Source organism: Shewanella sp. SM95, from assembly GCF_025653595.1.
Classification (GTDB): Bacteria; Pseudomonadota; Gammaproteobacteria; order Enterobacterales; family Shewanellaceae; genus Shewanella; species Shewanella oncorhynchi.
The window spans coordinates 87374-105025 of sequence record NZ_JAKKSE010000014.1; the positions used below are offsets into that span (position 1 = coordinate 87374).

Annotated in this window: 17 protein-coding genes; 12 read left to right on the forward strand and 5 right to left on the reverse strand. The window is 47.3% G+C overall.

The annotated features are described in order from the left end of the window. Positions 1-69 precede the first annotated feature (69 nt). From L5M29_RS15325 to plsB, 3 genes are all read right to left on the reverse strand, one after another. Entirely contained in the window at positions 70-843 is a 774-nt protein-coding gene (locus L5M29_RS15325; protein WP_263168563.1) for a VOC family protein, read from the reverse strand. Positions 844-991: 148 nt separating this feature from the next. Beyond that, on the reverse strand, positions 992-2248 hold the full coding sequence (gene mtr / locus L5M29_RS15330; RefSeq protein ID WP_263168567.1) for a tryptophan permease: 1257 nt from the start codon (positions 2246-2248) through the stop codon (positions 992-994). Beyond that, complete coding sequence (plsB, locus tag L5M29_RS15335) at positions 2248-4671, reverse strand: glycerol-3-phosphate 1-O-acyltransferase PlsB (protein WP_263168569.1); 2424 nt, start codon at positions 4669-4671, stop codon at positions 2248-2250. The genes mtr and plsB overlap by 1 nt, the downstream gene beginning before the upstream one ends. 160 nt (positions 4672-4831) lie before the next feature. Between plsB and lexA the strand changes: the two genes are divergently transcribed. The 6 genes from lexA (at position 4832) to L5M29_RS15365 (ending at position 10954) form a co-directional block, all read left to right on the forward strand. Beyond that, the gene (gene lexA, locus L5M29_RS15340; protein ID WP_105250639.1) at positions 4832-5452 is read left to right on the forward strand and encodes a transcriptional repressor LexA; all 621 of its coding nucleotides are present in this window, start codon (positions 4832-4834) and stop codon (positions 5450-5452) included. Then, positions 5449-5961: a cell division inhibitor SulA gene (locus L5M29_RS15345; RefSeq protein ID WP_212599505.1), complete on the forward strand. Its 513-nt coding sequence runs from the start codon at positions 5449-5451 to the stop codon at positions 5959-5961. Before lexA ends, L5M29_RS15345 begins: the two co-directional genes overlap by 4 nt. Before the next feature lie 403 nt (positions 5962-6364). Next, entirely contained in the window at positions 6365-7897 is a 1533-nt protein-coding gene (gene coxB / locus L5M29_RS15350) for a cytochrome c oxidase subunit II (RefSeq protein WP_263168572.1), read from the forward strand. A 9-nt stretch (positions 7898-7906) separates the two neighbouring features. Next, positions 7907-9499: a cytochrome c oxidase subunit I gene (gene ctaD / locus L5M29_RS15355; protein WP_105250642.1), complete on the forward strand. Its 1593-nt coding sequence runs from the start codon at positions 7907-7909 to the stop codon at positions 9497-9499. 1 nt (position 9500) lies between these two features. Then, complete coding sequence (locus L5M29_RS15360; RefSeq protein WP_198572399.1) at positions 9501-10082, forward strand: cytochrome c oxidase assembly protein; 582 nt, start codon at positions 9501-9503, stop codon at positions 10080-10082. Beyond that, the gene (locus L5M29_RS15365) at positions 10079-10954 is read left to right on the forward strand and encodes a cytochrome c oxidase subunit 3 (protein ID WP_131524824.1); all 876 of its coding nucleotides are present in this window, start codon (positions 10079-10081) and stop codon (positions 10952-10954) included. The genes L5M29_RS15360 and L5M29_RS15365 overlap by 4 nt, the downstream gene beginning before the upstream one ends. A gap of 4 nt (positions 10955-10958) precedes the next feature. Here the strand turns inward: L5M29_RS15365 and L5M29_RS15370 are convergent, their stop codons facing one another. After that, positions 10959-11177: a DUF2909 family protein gene (locus L5M29_RS15370; protein ID WP_105250645.1), complete on the reverse strand. Its 219-nt coding sequence runs from the start codon at positions 11175-11177 to the stop codon at positions 10959-10961. Between L5M29_RS15370 and L5M29_RS15375 the strand changes: the two genes are divergently transcribed. The 5 genes from L5M29_RS15375 (at position 11176) to L5M29_RS15395 (ending at position 15153) form a co-directional block, all read left to right on the forward strand. Next, positions 11176-11940 (forward strand): SURF1 family protein, encoded by a 765-nt coding sequence (locus L5M29_RS15375; RefSeq protein ID WP_263162685.1) that lies wholly within the window; start codon positions 11176-11178, stop codon positions 11938-11940. The two genes, L5M29_RS15370 and L5M29_RS15375, sit on opposite strands and share 2 nt — an antisense overlap. A gap of 90 nt (positions 11941-12030) precedes the next feature. Then, positions 12031-12576 (forward strand): hypothetical protein, encoded by a 546-nt coding sequence (locus tag L5M29_RS15380; protein WP_263168575.1) that lies wholly within the window; start codon positions 12031-12033, stop codon positions 12574-12576. Beyond that, on the forward strand, positions 12576-13553 hold the full coding sequence (locus L5M29_RS15385; protein ID WP_263168576.1) for a COX15/CtaA family protein: 978 nt from the start codon (positions 12576-12578) through the stop codon (positions 13551-13553). Before L5M29_RS15380 ends, L5M29_RS15385 begins: the two co-directional genes overlap by 1 nt. 14 nt (positions 13554-13567) lie before the next feature. Continuing rightward, a complete protein-coding gene (gene cyoE, locus L5M29_RS15390; protein ID WP_105250648.1) occupies positions 13568-14473 on the forward strand; it encodes a heme o synthase in 906 nt (301 codons plus the stop codon). A gap of 47 nt (positions 14474-14520) precedes the next feature. Next, positions 14521-15153 (forward strand): SCO family protein, encoded by a 633-nt coding sequence (locus L5M29_RS15395; protein ID WP_173497969.1) that lies wholly within the window; start codon positions 14521-14523, stop codon positions 15151-15153. Here L5M29_RS15395 and L5M29_RS15400 read toward each other — a convergent pair whose 3' ends face one another. After that, entirely contained in the window at positions 15154-16200 is a 1047-nt protein-coding gene (locus L5M29_RS15400; protein ID WP_168827212.1) for a polysaccharide deacetylase family protein, read from the reverse strand. Positions 16201-16222: 22 nt separating this feature from the next. Here L5M29_RS15400 and L5M29_RS15405 point away from each other — a divergent pair, with 22 nt between their 5' ends. Continuing rightward, entirely contained in the window at positions 16223-17590 is a 1368-nt protein-coding gene (locus L5M29_RS15405; protein ID WP_263168578.1) for an MATE family efflux transporter, read from the forward strand. The last annotated feature ends 62 nt before the right edge of the window (positions 17591-17652 follow it).

The window sequence follows — 17652 nt, forward strand, 5'->3', positions numbered from 1 at the left end:
GTTAGACAAATAAAAACGGCGATTTAGCGTCGCCGTTTTTAACCTTAATGACAGCACTTAATATGCCAGTCACATCTGATTAAGCTTGATCACCGCAAAGGTAGCGCCTTGGGCGTCAGCAATGACAGAAAATCGTCCCACATCAGGGATATCACTAGGCGGTATGCACACTTGCGCGCCTAACGCTTGGGCTTTTTCTGCAAATGCATCGCAATCGGCTACTGCAAAATAAAGCAGCCAATGGGGAGAAATATCGCCCCATTCGGGCATTATCGTCATCATGCCGCCGATGGATTGACCATTAAGCTGCCATTCTGAGTATTCAATGTCAGGCATGTCACTCGGCATGTTGGTCCAAGGGAAGATTTTGCAGTAAAAGGCTTCTTCAGTACGCGGCTCTTTGCAAGCCAGCTCAACCCAGCAAAGGGTATTGAGTTCACCCTGACGGCGAGCACCTATGTGGTTCTTCGCTTGCCATAAAGCAAAGCGTGCGCCTTCAGGATCGCTCACCTGCGCCATCACGCCCGCATCACCCACAATATGCGGCCCCATGTGCACTTGGCCGCCCGCCGCTTGAATCTCTGCAATGCTGGCATCGATATCATCGACGGCAAAGTAGATACGCCAGTGGCTGGGGATATGTGCTTCTGACTCAGGGATTTGATACATGGCGCCTAAGTCATCTCCCGCTAAATTAAATAGCGAAAAGTGACCTTCAGGGATCGGCATTTCAACCGAGTTCCAACCAAATAACGCTTGGTAAAATGCTGTTGTTCCCTGCCAATCATGGCTTGCAAGTTCAACCCAACATGCATGTCCTTGTGCGTACTGAGTCATTTTCATTATCGGCTCCTTTGTTTTAACAATCATTCGAGTTAAGCCTGAGTTTGTATTTCTGTCCAGTATTCAGGTTAAAAAGATCTGTAAGACAAAACTCAACCGCTAAAGACAAAAAAGCCCTCACATGGAGGGCTTAAATCATCACAACAAATTAGGAATATTGCGGCAGTAAATTTGCCATCGCGAGCAGATGACATGCACCCGTGACTATGCCAAATAACACCACAAGAATAATCAGCGGTGTACCGCCTATCACTCTAAAACCTGTGCTATCGGGGAACAACTGCCGCGATTTATAGGCCATCAGCGCCGGGACAATTACCGCCCATACAGTTGCCGCTAATGCCGCAAAGCCAATCGCCACCAAGAAGCCATCGGGAAACAGTAATCCTAAAATCGTTGGCGGCACAAAGGTCACTAACGCGGTTTTCATTCGGCCAGAGCGTGAATCATCAAAACCAAACAAATCGGCGAGATAATCGAACAAACCTAAGGTCACCCCTAAGAAAGATGAAGCCACAGCCAAGTTGGCAAACAAGGTCAACATACTGTTTAACCAGCTACTCGCCATCACCTCAGACAAAGCGCCCACCAACACACCCATATTGCCGCCTTGGGCAATAATGTCGATAAACTGGCTGCGGGGAATATTGCCCATAGTTGCCGCTAACCAACAGGCATAAATCACCAGTGCGATAAAGGTGCCGACGAAAATCGCCTTGATAATGGTGGAGGAATCTTTGCCGTAATACTTCACTAAGCTGGGAACGTTACCATGGTAACCAAAACTGGCGAGACCAAAGGGCAGCGCCGCCCACAGATAAGGTGAAAAGCTGTTATTACCATCGGGTTCGAGCAACTTAGTCACATCAATTTCGATCAATAAATTGCCGATCGCGAGGAAGAAGGTAATGATCATACCGCCGAGCATAATCGTGGTAATGCGATCCACGGCCTTAGTGCTGATCAACACTATGCTCGCCAATACTATGGCAAACACTAGCCCTGCCACACTTTGCGGTAACTCAATTCCCATGCCCTGCAAGCTGTGATTCACAATCGAGCCACCGCCGCTGATATAGGCATAGGTCAAAATATACAGCACGAACGCGATGGAAACGCCGTTCACTATCCGCCAAAACTGCCCTAAGGTTTGCTTGCTTAAAGTATCGAAGCTAGCACCCGGTTCGAAATGCAAATTGGTTTCGAGTAGCAATAAGCCCGACATCAACATGCAAAACCAAATGCCCAATAACATTAAAATCGAATAGCCAAACCACATACCTGCACCGACCACGGGCAGAGAAAACATCCCAGCACCTACGGTCGTGCCAGCAATAATCATGGCGCCGCCGAGCAAGGACTTACCTGCGGGCTTATGCTTAGCCGCATTCATATGATTTGCCATTAAACTGTATGCTCCGCGGTGACACTCGCCACTATCGTTTGTTTCACTGACGGACGTAATAAGCTATTGGCTTGATCTCGTATGCGATTGATATTGGACTTATCTTGGTTATCCGCTAGATATCCCAATTCTTTGAGCTTAACGCTCAAGGTGCCGTAAAGTTTCTTATCGTAGAACTCTGGCGCAGTAATGCCATGCAAAGCGCCTAAACGCTGGGCAAGTAGATGACTCTCAGACTCAAGTTCTGAGCGCTCCATCTTAGGTCTGTTCGCTAACAGATTGAAGATAATGGCATAGCGTTGCAGAGTTTCGCTCACTGAACTGGCTAACAATAATAGTTGGCTAGTGTGTTCAGGCACGACAGTTAAGGTATCAGTCTCAACCACTAACCCTTGTTCAATGAAGAAATCCAGCACTTGATTGACATAGGCAGGTACATCCTTAATGCCCATGAAGAGTTCGGCTTTCAGCAGTGGATAAAAATCGGCAACGATTGACACAACTTGCTGACGCGGGATCTGCTCATTATGCGTTAAACAACTCGCAATTAATGACGGTACAATAAATAAGTGGATGATATTGTTACGATAGTAAGTCATAGACACTGCCTGACTCGTCTCGATAGACACAATTTCACCTAAAGGATCGGCGCAAACAACAAACTTGTTCAGCTCTAAACCTTGCTGCACTAAATGCTTACCATCACCTTCGGCAACCGAAGTATAAGTAGTGTAAGGCACTTTTTTGAGTAGAGTCAGATACAGATCAAGCTGACGTTCCAGCAGACTGCGCTCTAAGGCATTTTGATCTGTGGCCAACAACACTAAACTCGTCAAGGTCACCGAACTCGCCGCCGCCGCATCGTTAATATTCGTCATCACTCGATTCGCCAGCACGTTTACCGCTGGCGTTAACCAGCTTGGTTTTTGCTCAGGATCATCGGCCAACTCAGTACGCCAGTTTGGCGCGCGCTCATTTAAGAAGTTTTGCAGAGTAATCGGCTCGCCAAAGTTCACATAACCTTGGCCGAAATTACCAAGTTTGCGAATCGCACCAAACACCTGCCACACAGATTCTTTTTTCTTTTTCTTACCACTTAACTCTTTATGATACGTCGCCACTTCCATCACATGGTCATAGCCTAAATACACAGGCACTAGCGTGACTGGACGCTCGATACCGCGCAGCACACTGTTCATCGTCATGGCGATCATGCCAGTTTTCGGCGCCAACAGACGGCCAGTACGTGAACGGCCACCTTCGGAGAAGTATTCCACCGAATAACCTTTAGCAAACAGCTGATCTAAATACTCACGAAATACTGCGGTGTACAGCTTATTGCCATTAAAACTACGGCGGATAAAGAAGGCACCACCGCGACGGAACATAGGTCCCGCGGGCCAGAAATTGAGGTTAATGCCGGCAGCAATGTGCGGCGGAACCATGCCTTGATAATACAAAATATACGATAACAGCAGGTAATCCATGTGGCTGCGATGGCAAGGCACATAAACAATCTCGTGGCCATCGTGGTGTAACTGCCGAACTTGCTCGGCGCCTTTAATGTTGATCCCGCTGTAAAGCTTGTTCCACAGCCAAGTTAAAAAACGCTCGGCAATACGCACTAAACTGTCTGAGTAATCGGCAGCGATTTCATCGAGATACTCAATAGCCGTCTCGCGCGCTTGGGTCTCAGAAATCTTTTTACTGGCGGCTTCTTCTTGAATCGCTTTGCGCAGCGACTCAGATTTGAGTAACGAATGAAACAGTGCTTGGCGGTTTGGCAGCACAGGCCCTGTCATTACCTTACGTTGACGACGGAAATGCACGCGCGCAACCCGTGCTAACTTATGGGCAATCCCCATGTCGGTGCCATGTTCGTCAGCCATGTAACGCAGGGATACGGCATTCGAAAACTGCACGAAGTTATGTCGACCTAAGAACAGAATCATCAAGCACTTGCGCAACCAAGTCGGGTTTTCCCGCTCAAATACGGCCGCCTTCATAGTGTCGTCTTCTTTCCCTGGCGTGCGACCCCAATACAAGCTCACGGGCACCAGTTGAATATCCAATTCAGGACGTTCCTTATGCACGGCTAACAAACGCATAAAGCATTCGAGGAAAGGCTCATTACCAGCACGTTCGCCAAACAGTGGCTTACGTCCTTGAAGACAGACAACCCGAGGCGCAGTCACACCATTAGCCACTAGAGGCTCATAAGGGCTTGGTAAGCCTAACTTAGCCGTTATTTCGCTCAAAGCAGCGATGTCACTGAGGGATTCTGTTTTCATCACATAAACAAGGGGTCTGGAAGCATCCAGATTCAGATCGGCAAAGGGATCCTGAGGCACCACAATAGTGTGCACTAAGTGTTTTTGGATCCAACGTAATGATTTCAACCAAAGAGAGTCGTGTTTAGGCATTATTCTTATGCAATTAAGTGCGTTTACTAGCCCGATAGAATACCAGACTATGGGCAATATTCGCTAATTCTCTCCAACATAGCTAAAAAGTGGTTAATACTTGCGCTGCAAATAATACTGTATATACTAACAGTAACTGTATAGAAAAACAGGAAACACCATGAGACCTTTGACGCCACGCCAAGCTGAAATTTTAGAGCTAATTAAACGAAATATTGCCGATACTGGCATGCCACCCACTCGGGCAGAAATCGCAACCCGTTTAGGTTTTAAGAGCGCCAATGCGGCTGAAGAACATCTTAAAGCGTTGGCAAAAAAGGGCTGCATTGAGATCATGCCAGGCACATCTCGAGGCATTCGTCTGCCTGCGGAAATCGAAGATTTGACTGAAACAGGTTTACCGCTCATCGGCCAAGTGGCCGCGGGTGAACCTATCCTCGCCCAAGAACATGTTGAACAGTACTACCAAGTCGACCCAAGCATGTTTCATCCCGCCGCCGATTTTTTACTGCGAGTAAAGGGCGACAGCATGAAAAATATCGGTATTCTCGAAGGTGATTTGCTGGCAGTTCATAAAGTAGAACAAGCTAGAAATGGTCAAGTGGTTGTCGCTAGAGTCGATGACGATGTCACTGTTAAACGTTTCGAAAAAAAAGGTAATGTAGTCTATCTACATGCCGAAAATGAAGATTACTCCCCGATTAAAGTGGATTTAGGCTTCCAAAGTTTAACAATTGAAGGACTCGCCGTCGGTGTGATCCGTAATGGAGATTGGCTATGAATAAACTACTTGGCAATGCCCCCCGCCATCCGGGCTTGTGGCTCGATGAAGTCCGTGATGCCGACTATGACTGGCACCATGCGCCTATCGCCTGTATGCCAACCAAGACTCAAGGTCGCCAAGAATTAATTCATCTGAGTGCACAACTCGCTCAGTTAAGCCAACAGGGCCGTTGGTTAGTGCTCATCAACCCTCCAAGTATTGGCTACAAGCAAACACTCGCTAGCGCAGGTGTGCGTATGGATAGAGTTTTGCTGGTACATGCTAAAGATGAAGTCGAAACCCTGTGGGCGATGGAAAAAGCCCTAACAAGTGGTACGTCCAGTGCAGTCATTACTTGGACTCAATCATTAGATGCGCGGGATAATCGACGCCTACAAATCGTGGCTAAAAGTGCCCGAGCTATGGGTATAGTGCTTGAAGACGTAAACAGTCACTTACATGCCGACGTACGCATTGAGCAAGGCAATCTCTTCGGTCAGCAATCTTTTTTTAGCGCTGTACATTAAATATTCATTTAATTTTTTACCTTGAAAGCCGCCTCACCTATGAATGTGAGGCTTTTTTTTGGCAATTTTTCAGATAATTAGATAAATAAGTGATCTTGATCAATATTTAAACAGCAAGTATGGTTGGTTAAGTCGGTGGTGATATATCACCTTCCGTGGTCAATGAATCGAGTATTTATCGAACTCGAAGCGCCACTAAAAATAGAGAACAGATTTATTTCAGCAGTATGTGCCAGCGTGGCTAATTACCAGCAGTAACAATACTTGATTAAAAGTAACAGCCGCCAACGCACGTTGAAGTCAAAAAAGCTTTTTTGGGAACTGAAGAGTTTGCATAGAGTTGAGACTTACTGTGTTGCTCTTCTTTGTAGTTGCTATTCGCAATTGGCAGAGGAGAAGTCTTGTGAAGCAATTGTTGTATTGTTTACTCGTGGTGCTTTTCGCACCACCGTTGACCGCCGCGGACATGCGGTTCAACATGACCCCTGGCGTGACCGAGATCAGTGGCAAGGTTTATCACTTGCACATGACCATCTTGTATATCTGCTGCGCAATAGGCCTAGTGGTCTTTGGCGTCATGATTTACGCCATGATCAACCACAGAAAATCCAAAGGCGCTGTCGCGTCCCACTTTCACGAAAGCACTAAAGTTGAAATCGCTTGGACGATTCTGCCATTTATCATTTTGATCTTAATGGCGATTCCAGCGACAAAAACTTTAATCGCAATGGAAGATCCCAGCAACGCCGATCTCACCGTAAAAGTCACGGGGTCCCAATGGAAATGGCATTACAGCTATTTCGATCAAGATATTGATTTTTATAGCATACTGACAACACCCAGAGCACAAATTGAAGGCACCGAAACCAAGGGTGAAAACTATCTATTGGAAGTCGATAAACCGCTCGTTCTACCGATAAACCGCAAAATCCGCTTTCTGATGACTTCAGAGGATGTCATCCATTCTTGGTGGGTACCCGCCTTTGCAATTAAGAAAGATGCCAACCCTGGATTTATCAATGAGGCTTGGACTCGCATCGACAAACCCGGCATTTACCGTGGTCAATGCGCCGAGCTCTGCGGTAAAGACCATGGTTTTATGCCTATCGTAGTACAAGCGTTACCTGAAGCCGAGTTTGAGGCTTGGGTAACAGAGCAGAAACAAGCCGCAGGTGCTGCGGCTGAAGCCGCTCAAGCCGCTTTATCACAAACCCTAAGTAAAGAAGAGTTGATGACTCAAGGTGAACAAGTTTACCTCGGGCACTGCGCAGCCTGCCACCAGCCCAATGGTGAAGGGTTGCAAGGCGTATTTCCGCCCCTTAAAGGTAGCCCGATTGCAACGGGACCACTCAGCGGTCACCTTGAAATTGTGCTCAACGGTAAAACGGGTACTGCCATGCAAGCGTTTAGTAAGCAATTGACCGCACAAGAAATCGCGGCAGTGACTACCTACGAGCGGAATGCTTGGGGCAATAATACTGGCGATGCAGTGCAAGCCAAAGACGTCAACGAGTACATGAACGGCAATTCTGCACAAACATCCGCCGCGGTACCAAGCAGTACAACTCCGACACCCGCACCTGCAGACGTCTCAGCTGCAATCGATCCCGCAAGCCTCCCCACACTCAGCCATGACGCCCTCATGGCCGAAGGTGAAACTGTCTACGCGACCTTCTGTGCTGCCTGCCATCAAGTGACAGGTGCAGGAATACCACCCGCCTTCCCCGCGCTAGTGGGTAGTGCTATCGCCATTGGACCAGTCGCCAATCACATCGATATTGTGATGCACGGCAAAACGGGCACGGCTATGCAGGCATTTGGCAAACAGCTTAGCCCACAGCAACTTGCAGCAGTCATTACCTATGAACGCAATGCTTGGGATAACAATACCGGCGATACAGTGCAACCTGCTGATATCGCAAGTCATGGACAGTAGGGGATAATGATGAGCACTACGACTCAAGATCAAACCGCAGCCCATGATGACCATCATCATGGTGCGCCAAAGGGCATCATGCGCTGGCTGCTAACCACCAACCATAAAGACATAGGTACTTTGTATTTATGGTTCAGCTTCATTATGTTCTTAACCGGTGGCGCTATGGCCATGGTGATCCGCGCTGAACTCTTTCAACCTGGATTACAATTGGTCGAGCCCAACTTTTTCAACCAAATGACAACTGTTCATGGGCTGATCATGGTATTCGGTGCGGTAATGCCAGCCTTTACAGGGCTCGCTAACTGGCTGATCCCTATGATGATAGGGGCGCCCGATATGGCGCTGCCACGGATGAATAACTGGAGTTTTTGGATACTCCCCTTCGCCTTCACTATCCTTCTCAGTTCGCTATTTATGGAAGGTGGCGGACCTAACTTTGGTTGGACCTTCTACGCACCACTATCAACAACTTATAGTCCAGATAGCACGGCGCTCTTTGTATTTTCTATTCACATCATGGGGATAAGTTCGATCATGGGCGCAATCAACGTGATTGTGACCATAGTGAATTTACGCGCGCCAGGCATGACATGGATGAAGTTACCATTGTTTGTGTGGACTTGGCTTATCACGGCATTCCTACTGATCGCGGTTATGCCCGTACTCGCTGGCGCAGTGACTATGGTGCTGACAGATAAGTTTTTCGGCACGAGTTTCTTCGATGCGGCTGGCGGCGGCGATCCTGTGATGTTCCAGCATATTTTCTGGTTCTTCGGCCACCCTGAAGTCTACATCATGATCTTGCCGTCCTTTGGCATCATCTCTGCCATAGTCCCAGCCTTCAGTCGTAAACCCTTATTTGGCTATGCATCCATGGTTTATGCTACGGCTAGTATTGCAATTCTGTCGTTCCTCGTGTGGGCGCACCATATGTTCACCACAGGTATGCCTGTGTTTGCCGAGCTGTTCTTCATGTATTGCACTATGTTGATTGCAGTGCCAACTGGAGTGAAAGTGTTTAACTGGGTTGCCACTATGTGGCGCGGCTCACTCAGTTTCGAAACGCCCATGCTGTTTGCTGTAGCCTTTATCATACTCTTCACTATTGGCGGTTTTTCGGGATTAATGCTCGCCATTACACCCGCCGACTTCCAGTACCACGATACTTATTTTGTTGTGGCACATTTCCATTATGTGCTCGTGACTGGTGCGATTTTCTCCATCATGGCAGCGGCCTATTACTGGCTACCTAAGTGGACGGGACACATGTACAACGAACGACTGGGACAATGGCATTTCTGGTGCTCGGTGATTTCAGTCAATGTGCTATTTTTCCCGATGCATTTCCTTGGGCTGGCAGGAATGCCAAGGCGTATCCCTGACTACTCGATTCAATTTGCCGATGTTAATCAAATCGTCTCGATTGGTGGGTTCGCCTTCGGCTTATCGCAATTGATTTTCTTAGTTTTAGTAATTAAGTGCATCCGTGGCGGCGAAAAAGCCCCCGCTAAACCTTGGGAAGGTTCCGAGGGTTTAGAGTGGACATTGCCAAGCCCTGCGCCTTACCACTCCTTCACGACACCACCTGAGGTGAAATGAAATGGCAACCCAACACCAGCAAGATAAATCTAAGTCAAATCGTAAACTTATCAGCATGTTAGTTATCGGCTGTATTGGCATGTTTGGCTTTGGATTCGCGCTGGTGCCGCTCTACGATGTGTTGTGCGAGCAACTCGGTATCAATGGAAAACCCTCCAATACCGCGAGTAGTTATCAAGCAATCACAGTAGATACAAGCCGAATAGTGACTGTGGAATTTATTTCTCAGGTACAAACAGGCATGCCATGGACATTTGCGCCACAAACCAAACGGCTCGAAGTTCACCCTGGCGAGCTAATCCATACGGCATTTTTGGCGCGCAATATGTCCGCTAAAGCAACGATTGGCCAAGCGATACCTTCAGTTTCGCCCGGCCAAGGTGCAGCTTATTTTAATAAAACAGAATGCTTTTGCTTTAATCAACAACCCTTAGCGGCGGACACTAGCGCTGAGCTGCCGCTCATTTTCTATGTGGATCCTCAGTTACCTGAGTCTATCCACACTCTGACCCTCTCTTACACTCTCTACGACATTACCGACAAGCAGTTAGCGTCTGCCATAGAGCAAGGAGCTGCAAAATGACAACGAAACATCAGACTTACTACGTTCCATCCCAAAGTGTCTGGCCTATTATAGGTGCCATTGGCTTGTTCTTAATCGCCTCTGGTGCAGGCCTTTTCGTGCAGCAGTTGAAATCAGGTGCATCCGGTGGCGGTTATGTGCTGCTGGTTGGGATCGCTGTGATCCTATTCATGCTGGTGGGTTGGTTTAGAACCGTGATCCAAGAGTCGATGGCAGGGCTCTATTCTAGCCAAATGGATCGATCGTTTCGCCAAGGTATGAGCTGGTTTATTTTTTCGGAAGTCATGTTTTTCGGGGCTTTTTTCGGGGCACTATTTTATGCCCGCATGTTCGCAGTGCCTTGGCTCGGTGGCGCATCGAATAATGCCATGACCCACGAAGTGCTCTGGCCTCAGTTTGAAGCTATTTGGCCGCTCATAACTACGCCAGATGGCACTAAAACCCAAGCCATGCCATGGACTGGACTGCCATTAATCAACACTATCGTACTGCTAACCTCCTCAGTTACCTTACATTTCGCCCATGTCAGCCTAGAAAAAGGTAAACGTTCTGCCATTACTCTCTGGCTTGGTATCACCATACTCTTGGGTATGGGTTTCCTTGCCTTACAGGCAGAAGAATATATGCATGCCTACCGGGAAATGGGACTCACCCTGACCTCTGGGATTTATGGCAACACCTTCTTCCTGTTAACTGGCTTTCACGGCATGCATGTCACACTGGGGACTCTCTTTTTATTCGTGTTGTTTTTCAGAGTGTTGAAGGGGCACTTTAGCGCAGATAAACATTTTGCGTTCCAAGCAGGGAGTTGGTATTGGCACTTTGTGGATGTGGTCTGGCTGTGTTTGTTTATTTTCGTTTACGTTCTCTAGTGCTTTAGTAAGGCGTGGGATTGGGGCTAATTAACCCAGTCCCTAAGGCCACCAGCAATAACAAGATAACGAGCACGGAGAAAATCACTCGCCGCCCAAGATAACGGCTCATAGGCACTTTTTCATCACCTTTCACCATAATAAACAAGGCGCGACCTAGATTAAAAATGATGAATAGCAACAGCAGAACTAAGACCAACTTAAAAATGAACAGGCTATTCATACAATATCCTCATGTTCTGCTGAATAAATTAACGGTTTTTCTACTGATATTGACTGTGGCTGTATTAACTATATTGGTCAAGTTGGGTTTATGGCAGTTAGCCCGTGGTGAAGATAAAACGACGCTTTTAGCCCAAATGGAAGCAAGGCAAGCTTTGCTGCCATTAAGTTTTGAGCAGCTCCAACTCAAGGTCGGCAAAGAAGGCGTAACGGGTTATCGACTGCAAGTACGCGCCACTCCCGCAAGCTCACAAATCTGGCTGCTGGATAATCAAATCTATCAAGGTCAAGTGGGATATTTAGCCTTTCAACCCCTGCAAGTAGAAGTTGAAAAACCTTGGTTGCTGGTCGAATTAGGCTTTGTTGCCGCGGGTTCCCATCGTGATGAGTTGCCTCACATTACTCCCCTAAGCGGGGCATTAAATATCGAAGGCAGGCTTTATCAAAAGCAAATCAATCCTTTGAGCCAAGCTTTAATGGCAGAAACAGGGACAAGTATTCGCTTTCAAAATTTAAATATGCCCGAAATGGCTAAGGTATTAGGGCACCCAGTGTTACCTGTCGTGTTGCAACCAGAGCAATTACCTTCCCTCACATTGCCCCATCCTTGGCAACCTTTCCCACTGTCGGCACAAAAACATTGGGGCTATGCGTTGCAGTGGTTTTCGATGGCAGCCGTATTTGCAGGGCTAATGCTGTGGCAAGGGATTAAATATGTAAAACGCCATAGCGCCCAAACAGTCGCAAACTCAAGGAGCAAATAGGGAAATTAGTACCATACTTAGCAAGACACTAATAAAACTAAATAAATATAAAACAATAAATTAGGGATAATTTGAATGAGAGGAGCAAGCATGAACTCCCAGAACAAATCTAAACACAAAGCATTAGGGCTATTACTGCTGGCGTTTATTGCACCCGTAGTGATTGCTAAGCTAGTGCTGAGCCTCAATTTATACCATGGCGGTGCCACCAATCATGGCGAGCTGATCAGTCCCGAAACCAGTTATGCCAGCCTTGGGGTTGAAAATTCTAATCCCAAAGAATGGCAACTACTGTATTTATTGCCCGCCAAATGCAACGATACTTGCCGCGAACGCCTGTATATTTTGCGCCAAAGCCACACAGCGCTAGGGCCAGATCAGGCGCGAGTAGAACCGCTCATCCTCACCCATCCCGACAGCGATCTTAACGCCTTAAGCACCTTTAACTTCAATACTCGTCCCGCCAATGCAGGCTTAAGCAAATGGTTAGATGAACAGCAGCTAATCATAGTCGATCCCTTAGGCAGCTTAGTACTGCGCTATCCTCAAGTGCAGGGCAAAGAAGCACATTTAGCTCAAGGCAAGGCGCTGATTGCGGATCTGCGTAAGTTGTTAAAACTGTCGAGGGTAGATTGATGCAACTAACTTGGATCCTACGCTTAACCTTAGTCTTTACCCTATTGGTGATTTTAATGGGCGCTTACACCCGCCTATCGGATGCAGGACTCGGCTGCCCCGATTGGCCAGGCTGCTACGGCCATATTAAAGTGCCCACCCAAGACCATGAAATCGCCCATGCGCAAACTATATTCCCAGATCACGATATCAATCCAGAGAAAGCTTGGCTGGAAATGATCCACAGATATATCGCAGGCGGACTTGGCTTACTGGTGTTATTCATCTTAATTTTGTGCTTAAAAACACCGGAAGCACCCAAAAAGTTACCGGTCATCATAGTGCTGCTGATCCTCTTTCAAGGAGCGCTAGGCATGTGGACTGTGACCATGAAACTCATGCCAATAATTGTGATGTCGCATCTTATTGGTGGCTTTAGCCTAATCTCGCTGCTGTTACTCCTTTACCTGCGAACCCGACCTCGGCGTATATTTAATAGCGAAACCCATCCTCGACATCTCGCACCGTTAGCGTTGGTGAGCCTATTCGTCCTTGTGGGTCAGATTATGTTGGGGGCTTGGACATCATCGAATTACGCGGCGCTCGCCTGCACCTCTTTACCCATCTGTGAGGGAAATTGGGTAGATAACTTAGCAATAGCCGAGGCATTTTCACCGTTCCAAGGCCAACACCCTAGCTTCGAATTTGGTGTGCTCGATTACCCTGCACGAATGACTATCCACGTAGCCCACAGAATTGGCGCTATCGTCACTGCCAGCTTGTTACTCGTGCTCGCCTACCGATTATTTGTTGGCGCTACGGGACTTAAGGCTTTAAGCCTTTTATTAGTGGGGCTAGTCATACTTCAAGTGAGCTTAGGTATTTCTAACGTAGTGATGCATTTACCACTCGGTATTGCCGTGTCTCACAACGGTGGTGCGGCACTACTGCTAATGACCTTAGTCACAATCAACTATTTTTTATGGCGCAAAGCATAAGCGAGGGATCCAAGATGGCAAAACCACTCTCAATCACCAGTAGCCTGCCCACTTTCAGCGTAACATGGCGCGCCTATTTTGAAATGACCAAGCCTAAAGTGGTCGCACTCATGCTGCTCACTGTCCTCGTCGGCATGTGTCTGGCTGTGCCCCATGCGGTGCCCGTTCAACCTTTGCTCGCGGGTATGCTTGGAATTGCCATGATGGCGGGTTCTGCGGCGGCGTTGAATCATCTGATCGATCGCCGTATCGATGGCTTAATGGCGCGCACCTACAATCGCCCGCTACCCAAAGGGCGTATTTCTGCCACGCGCGCGTTAATTTTCGCCGCTAGCTTAGGTAGTTTTGGCTTTATCGTCTTATATTCCTTAGTCAATCCACTCACAGCTTGGTTGACCTTTGCCAGCCTGATTGGCTATGCCTTGGTTTATACTGCCTATTTGAAACGCGCAACATCACAAAATATTGTGATCGGTGGCCTTGCGGGAGCTATGCCACCCCTGCTGGGATGGACGGCAGTAACGAACGAATTTCACGGCCATGCGTTATTGCTAGTGATCATCATTTTTACGTGGACGCCGCCACATTTTTGGGCACTGGCCATTCACAGACGCGCCGAATATGCCAAAGTAGATATTCCCATGCTACCAGTCACCCACGGTGTCGAATTTACGAAAACCTGCATCTTGCTCTACACAGTATTGCTGGCGATTGCTTGCCTGTTACCTGTGCTGGTTGGTATGTGTGGGCCAGTGTATTTCGTCAGCTCGAGTTTACTCAGTACGGGATTTATCTATAAAGCATGGCAACTTAAATATCGGGATCATGATGGCTTAGCGATGCAAGTGTTCCGCTTCTCTATCTACCATTTAATGTTGTTATTTATGGCATTACTGCTAGACCACTATTTGTGGAACTAGTGTATGGAACGAGTTTGTCGCGCTAACCTGTATTTATGGAGCGAATAATGCAGAAAAGAATTTTAGTCATCGCCATTTTGTTGTTCGGTCTTGGCGGCCTATTTGCGGTGAAATTTAATCCCCCAAAACCTATCGAGTTAGAGAGCGGTTTTCTGTTTCCACAGGCCTATGAATTAGCGCCCTTTGAATTGGTTGATCAACACAAGCAAGCTTTTACCAATGCCAGTTTGCAGGGGAAATGGAGCTTATTTTTTATCGGTTTTACCTTTTGTCCCGACATTTGCCCTACGACCTTAAATAAACTTGCGGCGGCTTATCCCGATCTAAACAAAATAGCGCCATTGCAGGTAGTGTTTTTATCCGTCGATCCCAAACGGGACACACAGGATAAACTCCTGACCTATGTTAATTTTTTCAATCCAGAATTTAAAGCGGTCACGGGCGAGCAGACACAAATCTTCCCACTCACCCGCAGCTTAGGACTCACTTATGCCATGGTGGGTGAAGGAGAAAATTACCAAGTCGACCATAGTGCAGGTTATGTGTTGGTATCGCCGCAGGGAACGCGAGTTGCGGTATTTAAACCTACGGCAGCGTTAGGCAAACCGCCGCAGGTATTAAATGATAAATTAATTAGCGATTTTGAAAAAATAGTAGCGCAATACAAACCTAGCCGCTGATCACTCTTTAACCCAAGAGCCATCGTCCTTTGGCCTCACCCAAGGCTGAGAAAACCAATAGTAGCCATTGCGCGCCTTACTCGGCGCTGTGCAGTTATAACGCGAGCGCCCCGCAGGCAAGGCTAAATCCGCTTGAACACTAAACTCGTTTTCATTGAGCCAAGTCGGCTGTTTTGAGCCTTGACCTTGGATGTAACACATCACTTGCTTAGCAGAGATATCACTCATATCGAGGGTCACTTTAAGCTCTGGACGCCAATGACCACCCTTTAACTCAGGATCACTTGGGGTTTGTGCAATCACAGGCATATTTAAGCTGTATAACTTTGCCTTAAGGCTTTTTAGGTCAGCATATTGTCCAGCAACGGGGAAACGCGGCAGGGCCGTTAATGGCGAATAAGGCCCCGCGGCACCGGACTGTTGCCCAAAAGCGACAAAGCCGTTCTCAGTTAACATATCCTGCAACGCTTGATTGTACTCACCGTAGGGATACGCCAGCATTTTAAAATTGTGCCCAGTGGCATCTGCAATCGCTTTTTCTGTATCTAAGATATTGGCTTTTATCCGCGCTAACCACTGCGCCTGTGATTCGTTTTCTAAGGCGCGGATCAAATGTTCGTGCGCCCAACTGTGGTTAGCAATATCGGCGCCTTCCTTGGATAATGTGATGAGTTCATCCCAAGTCATCATCTCGGTAAACTTTTGTTTAATCGGCTCAATTGCCACAAACAAGGTGTAGGGGAATCCAAATTCCTTTAGGATAGGATGCGCCGTAGTCGCTATACTGCGATAACCATCATCGAAGGTAATTGCGATTGTTTTAGCGGGTAAATCTTGTTTTTGCTTGATCGCTTCAACCACTTTAGAAAGCGGGATCACCTTAAAGCCGTCATCGACGAGAAACTGCATTTGCTCACGAAATTGCGCGGGCGTAACGCTGGTTGCCGCCGGAGTGGTTTCTGACACATGGTGATATTGCAGAATGACCACGGCATGGGCAGAAAACGTCATTAGCCCTATGAGTGCCAACAGCACACGTTTAACCATAATGTGAACACCTCTGAAATTAATGAATACTGCTAAATCAACTTGGCTCGACCTCATGCTCAACGGCGCGAAAAATCGCCAGTTACTAGCGCTCGCCCTGCCGATGATACTCTCCAATATCACTATCCCGCTGTTGGGCTTAGTCGATACGGCTGTTATAGGTCATCTGAGTGAGGCCTATTATTTAGGGGGAGTCGCTGTCGGGTCAACGATTATCACATTAATCATTTGGTTATTGGGATTTTTGCGCATGGCGACGACAGGTTTAGTCGCGCAAGCCTTTGGTGCTGACGATCTTCACGCCCAGCACAAACTCTTAGTCCAAGGCGCTATGCTAGCGATGTTATTGGGCGCAGGCGTTATCGCACTGCAAGTCCCGATATTGAATTTAGCGTTAGGATTATCCGAAGCGAGTAGCGAGGTCGAACGTTATTGCCGCGAGTATTTTCAGGTACGGATTTGGTCAACACCCTTCGCCCTGCTCAATTTAGTGATGTTAGGTTGGCTCTTAGGGCGACAACAACCTAAAGCCGCCATGTGGCAGTTGATTTTAGCGAACCTTGCCAATATTATGCTCGATGTGGTGTTTGTCCTCGGCTTGGGTTGGGGCGTTAAAGGCGCTGCCCTCGCCTCAGTATTTGCCGATATCACCGCTTTCTCAGTCGCACTCACTATGGTGTTACAACAACTCAAGCGCGCACCCGAGTTTCACTTATCTCAGCTATTTCCCCATGTCACCTTAACGGGTTATGGCAAATTACTGAGGCTCAACACAGATATTTTTGTCCGTAGCCTCTGCTTGCAGGCAGCTTTTGCCTTTATGACATTCCATGGTGCAGGTCTAGGTGATAATACCGTTGCGGCCAATGCCGTGTTATTGAATTTACTGCTATTAATCTCCTACGCTCTAGATGGTATAGCCTATTATGCCGAGGCAGAAGTCGGCCGTGCCTATGGGCAAAAACAGGCAGAACAATTAAGGGAAGCTGTAATATTAGCTTGGTGCTGGTCGGCCATAACAGCGCTAGGATTCTGCGCTGTATTTAGTCTTTTTGGCAGTAATATTATCGCGTTATTGACCAGCATTAATGAGGTCAGAGCCACTGCGCAAACCTATCTTATCTGGCTAATATTCTTGCCTTTATGGTCATTTAGCTCGTATTTATTCGATGGTGTTTACATAGGTGCCGCTAAAGGAAAAGTGATGCGCAATAGCATGATACTCGCCACCTTTGGCGCGTTTTTCCCAACATGGTATTTACTGCAGCAGCTATTACTGCCAGAGCAAGGCAACCATGCCCTCTGGGCCGCGATGAGTGTCTTTATGATCGTCAGAAGCCTAACGCTCGCAGGGCATTATTATTTCAGTCAGGCCTTTTTACATAAATAAATCTGTAAAGACAGTAGTTTACTAATCTCAAAATCATTATTATGTTGATTTTACAAATGTAA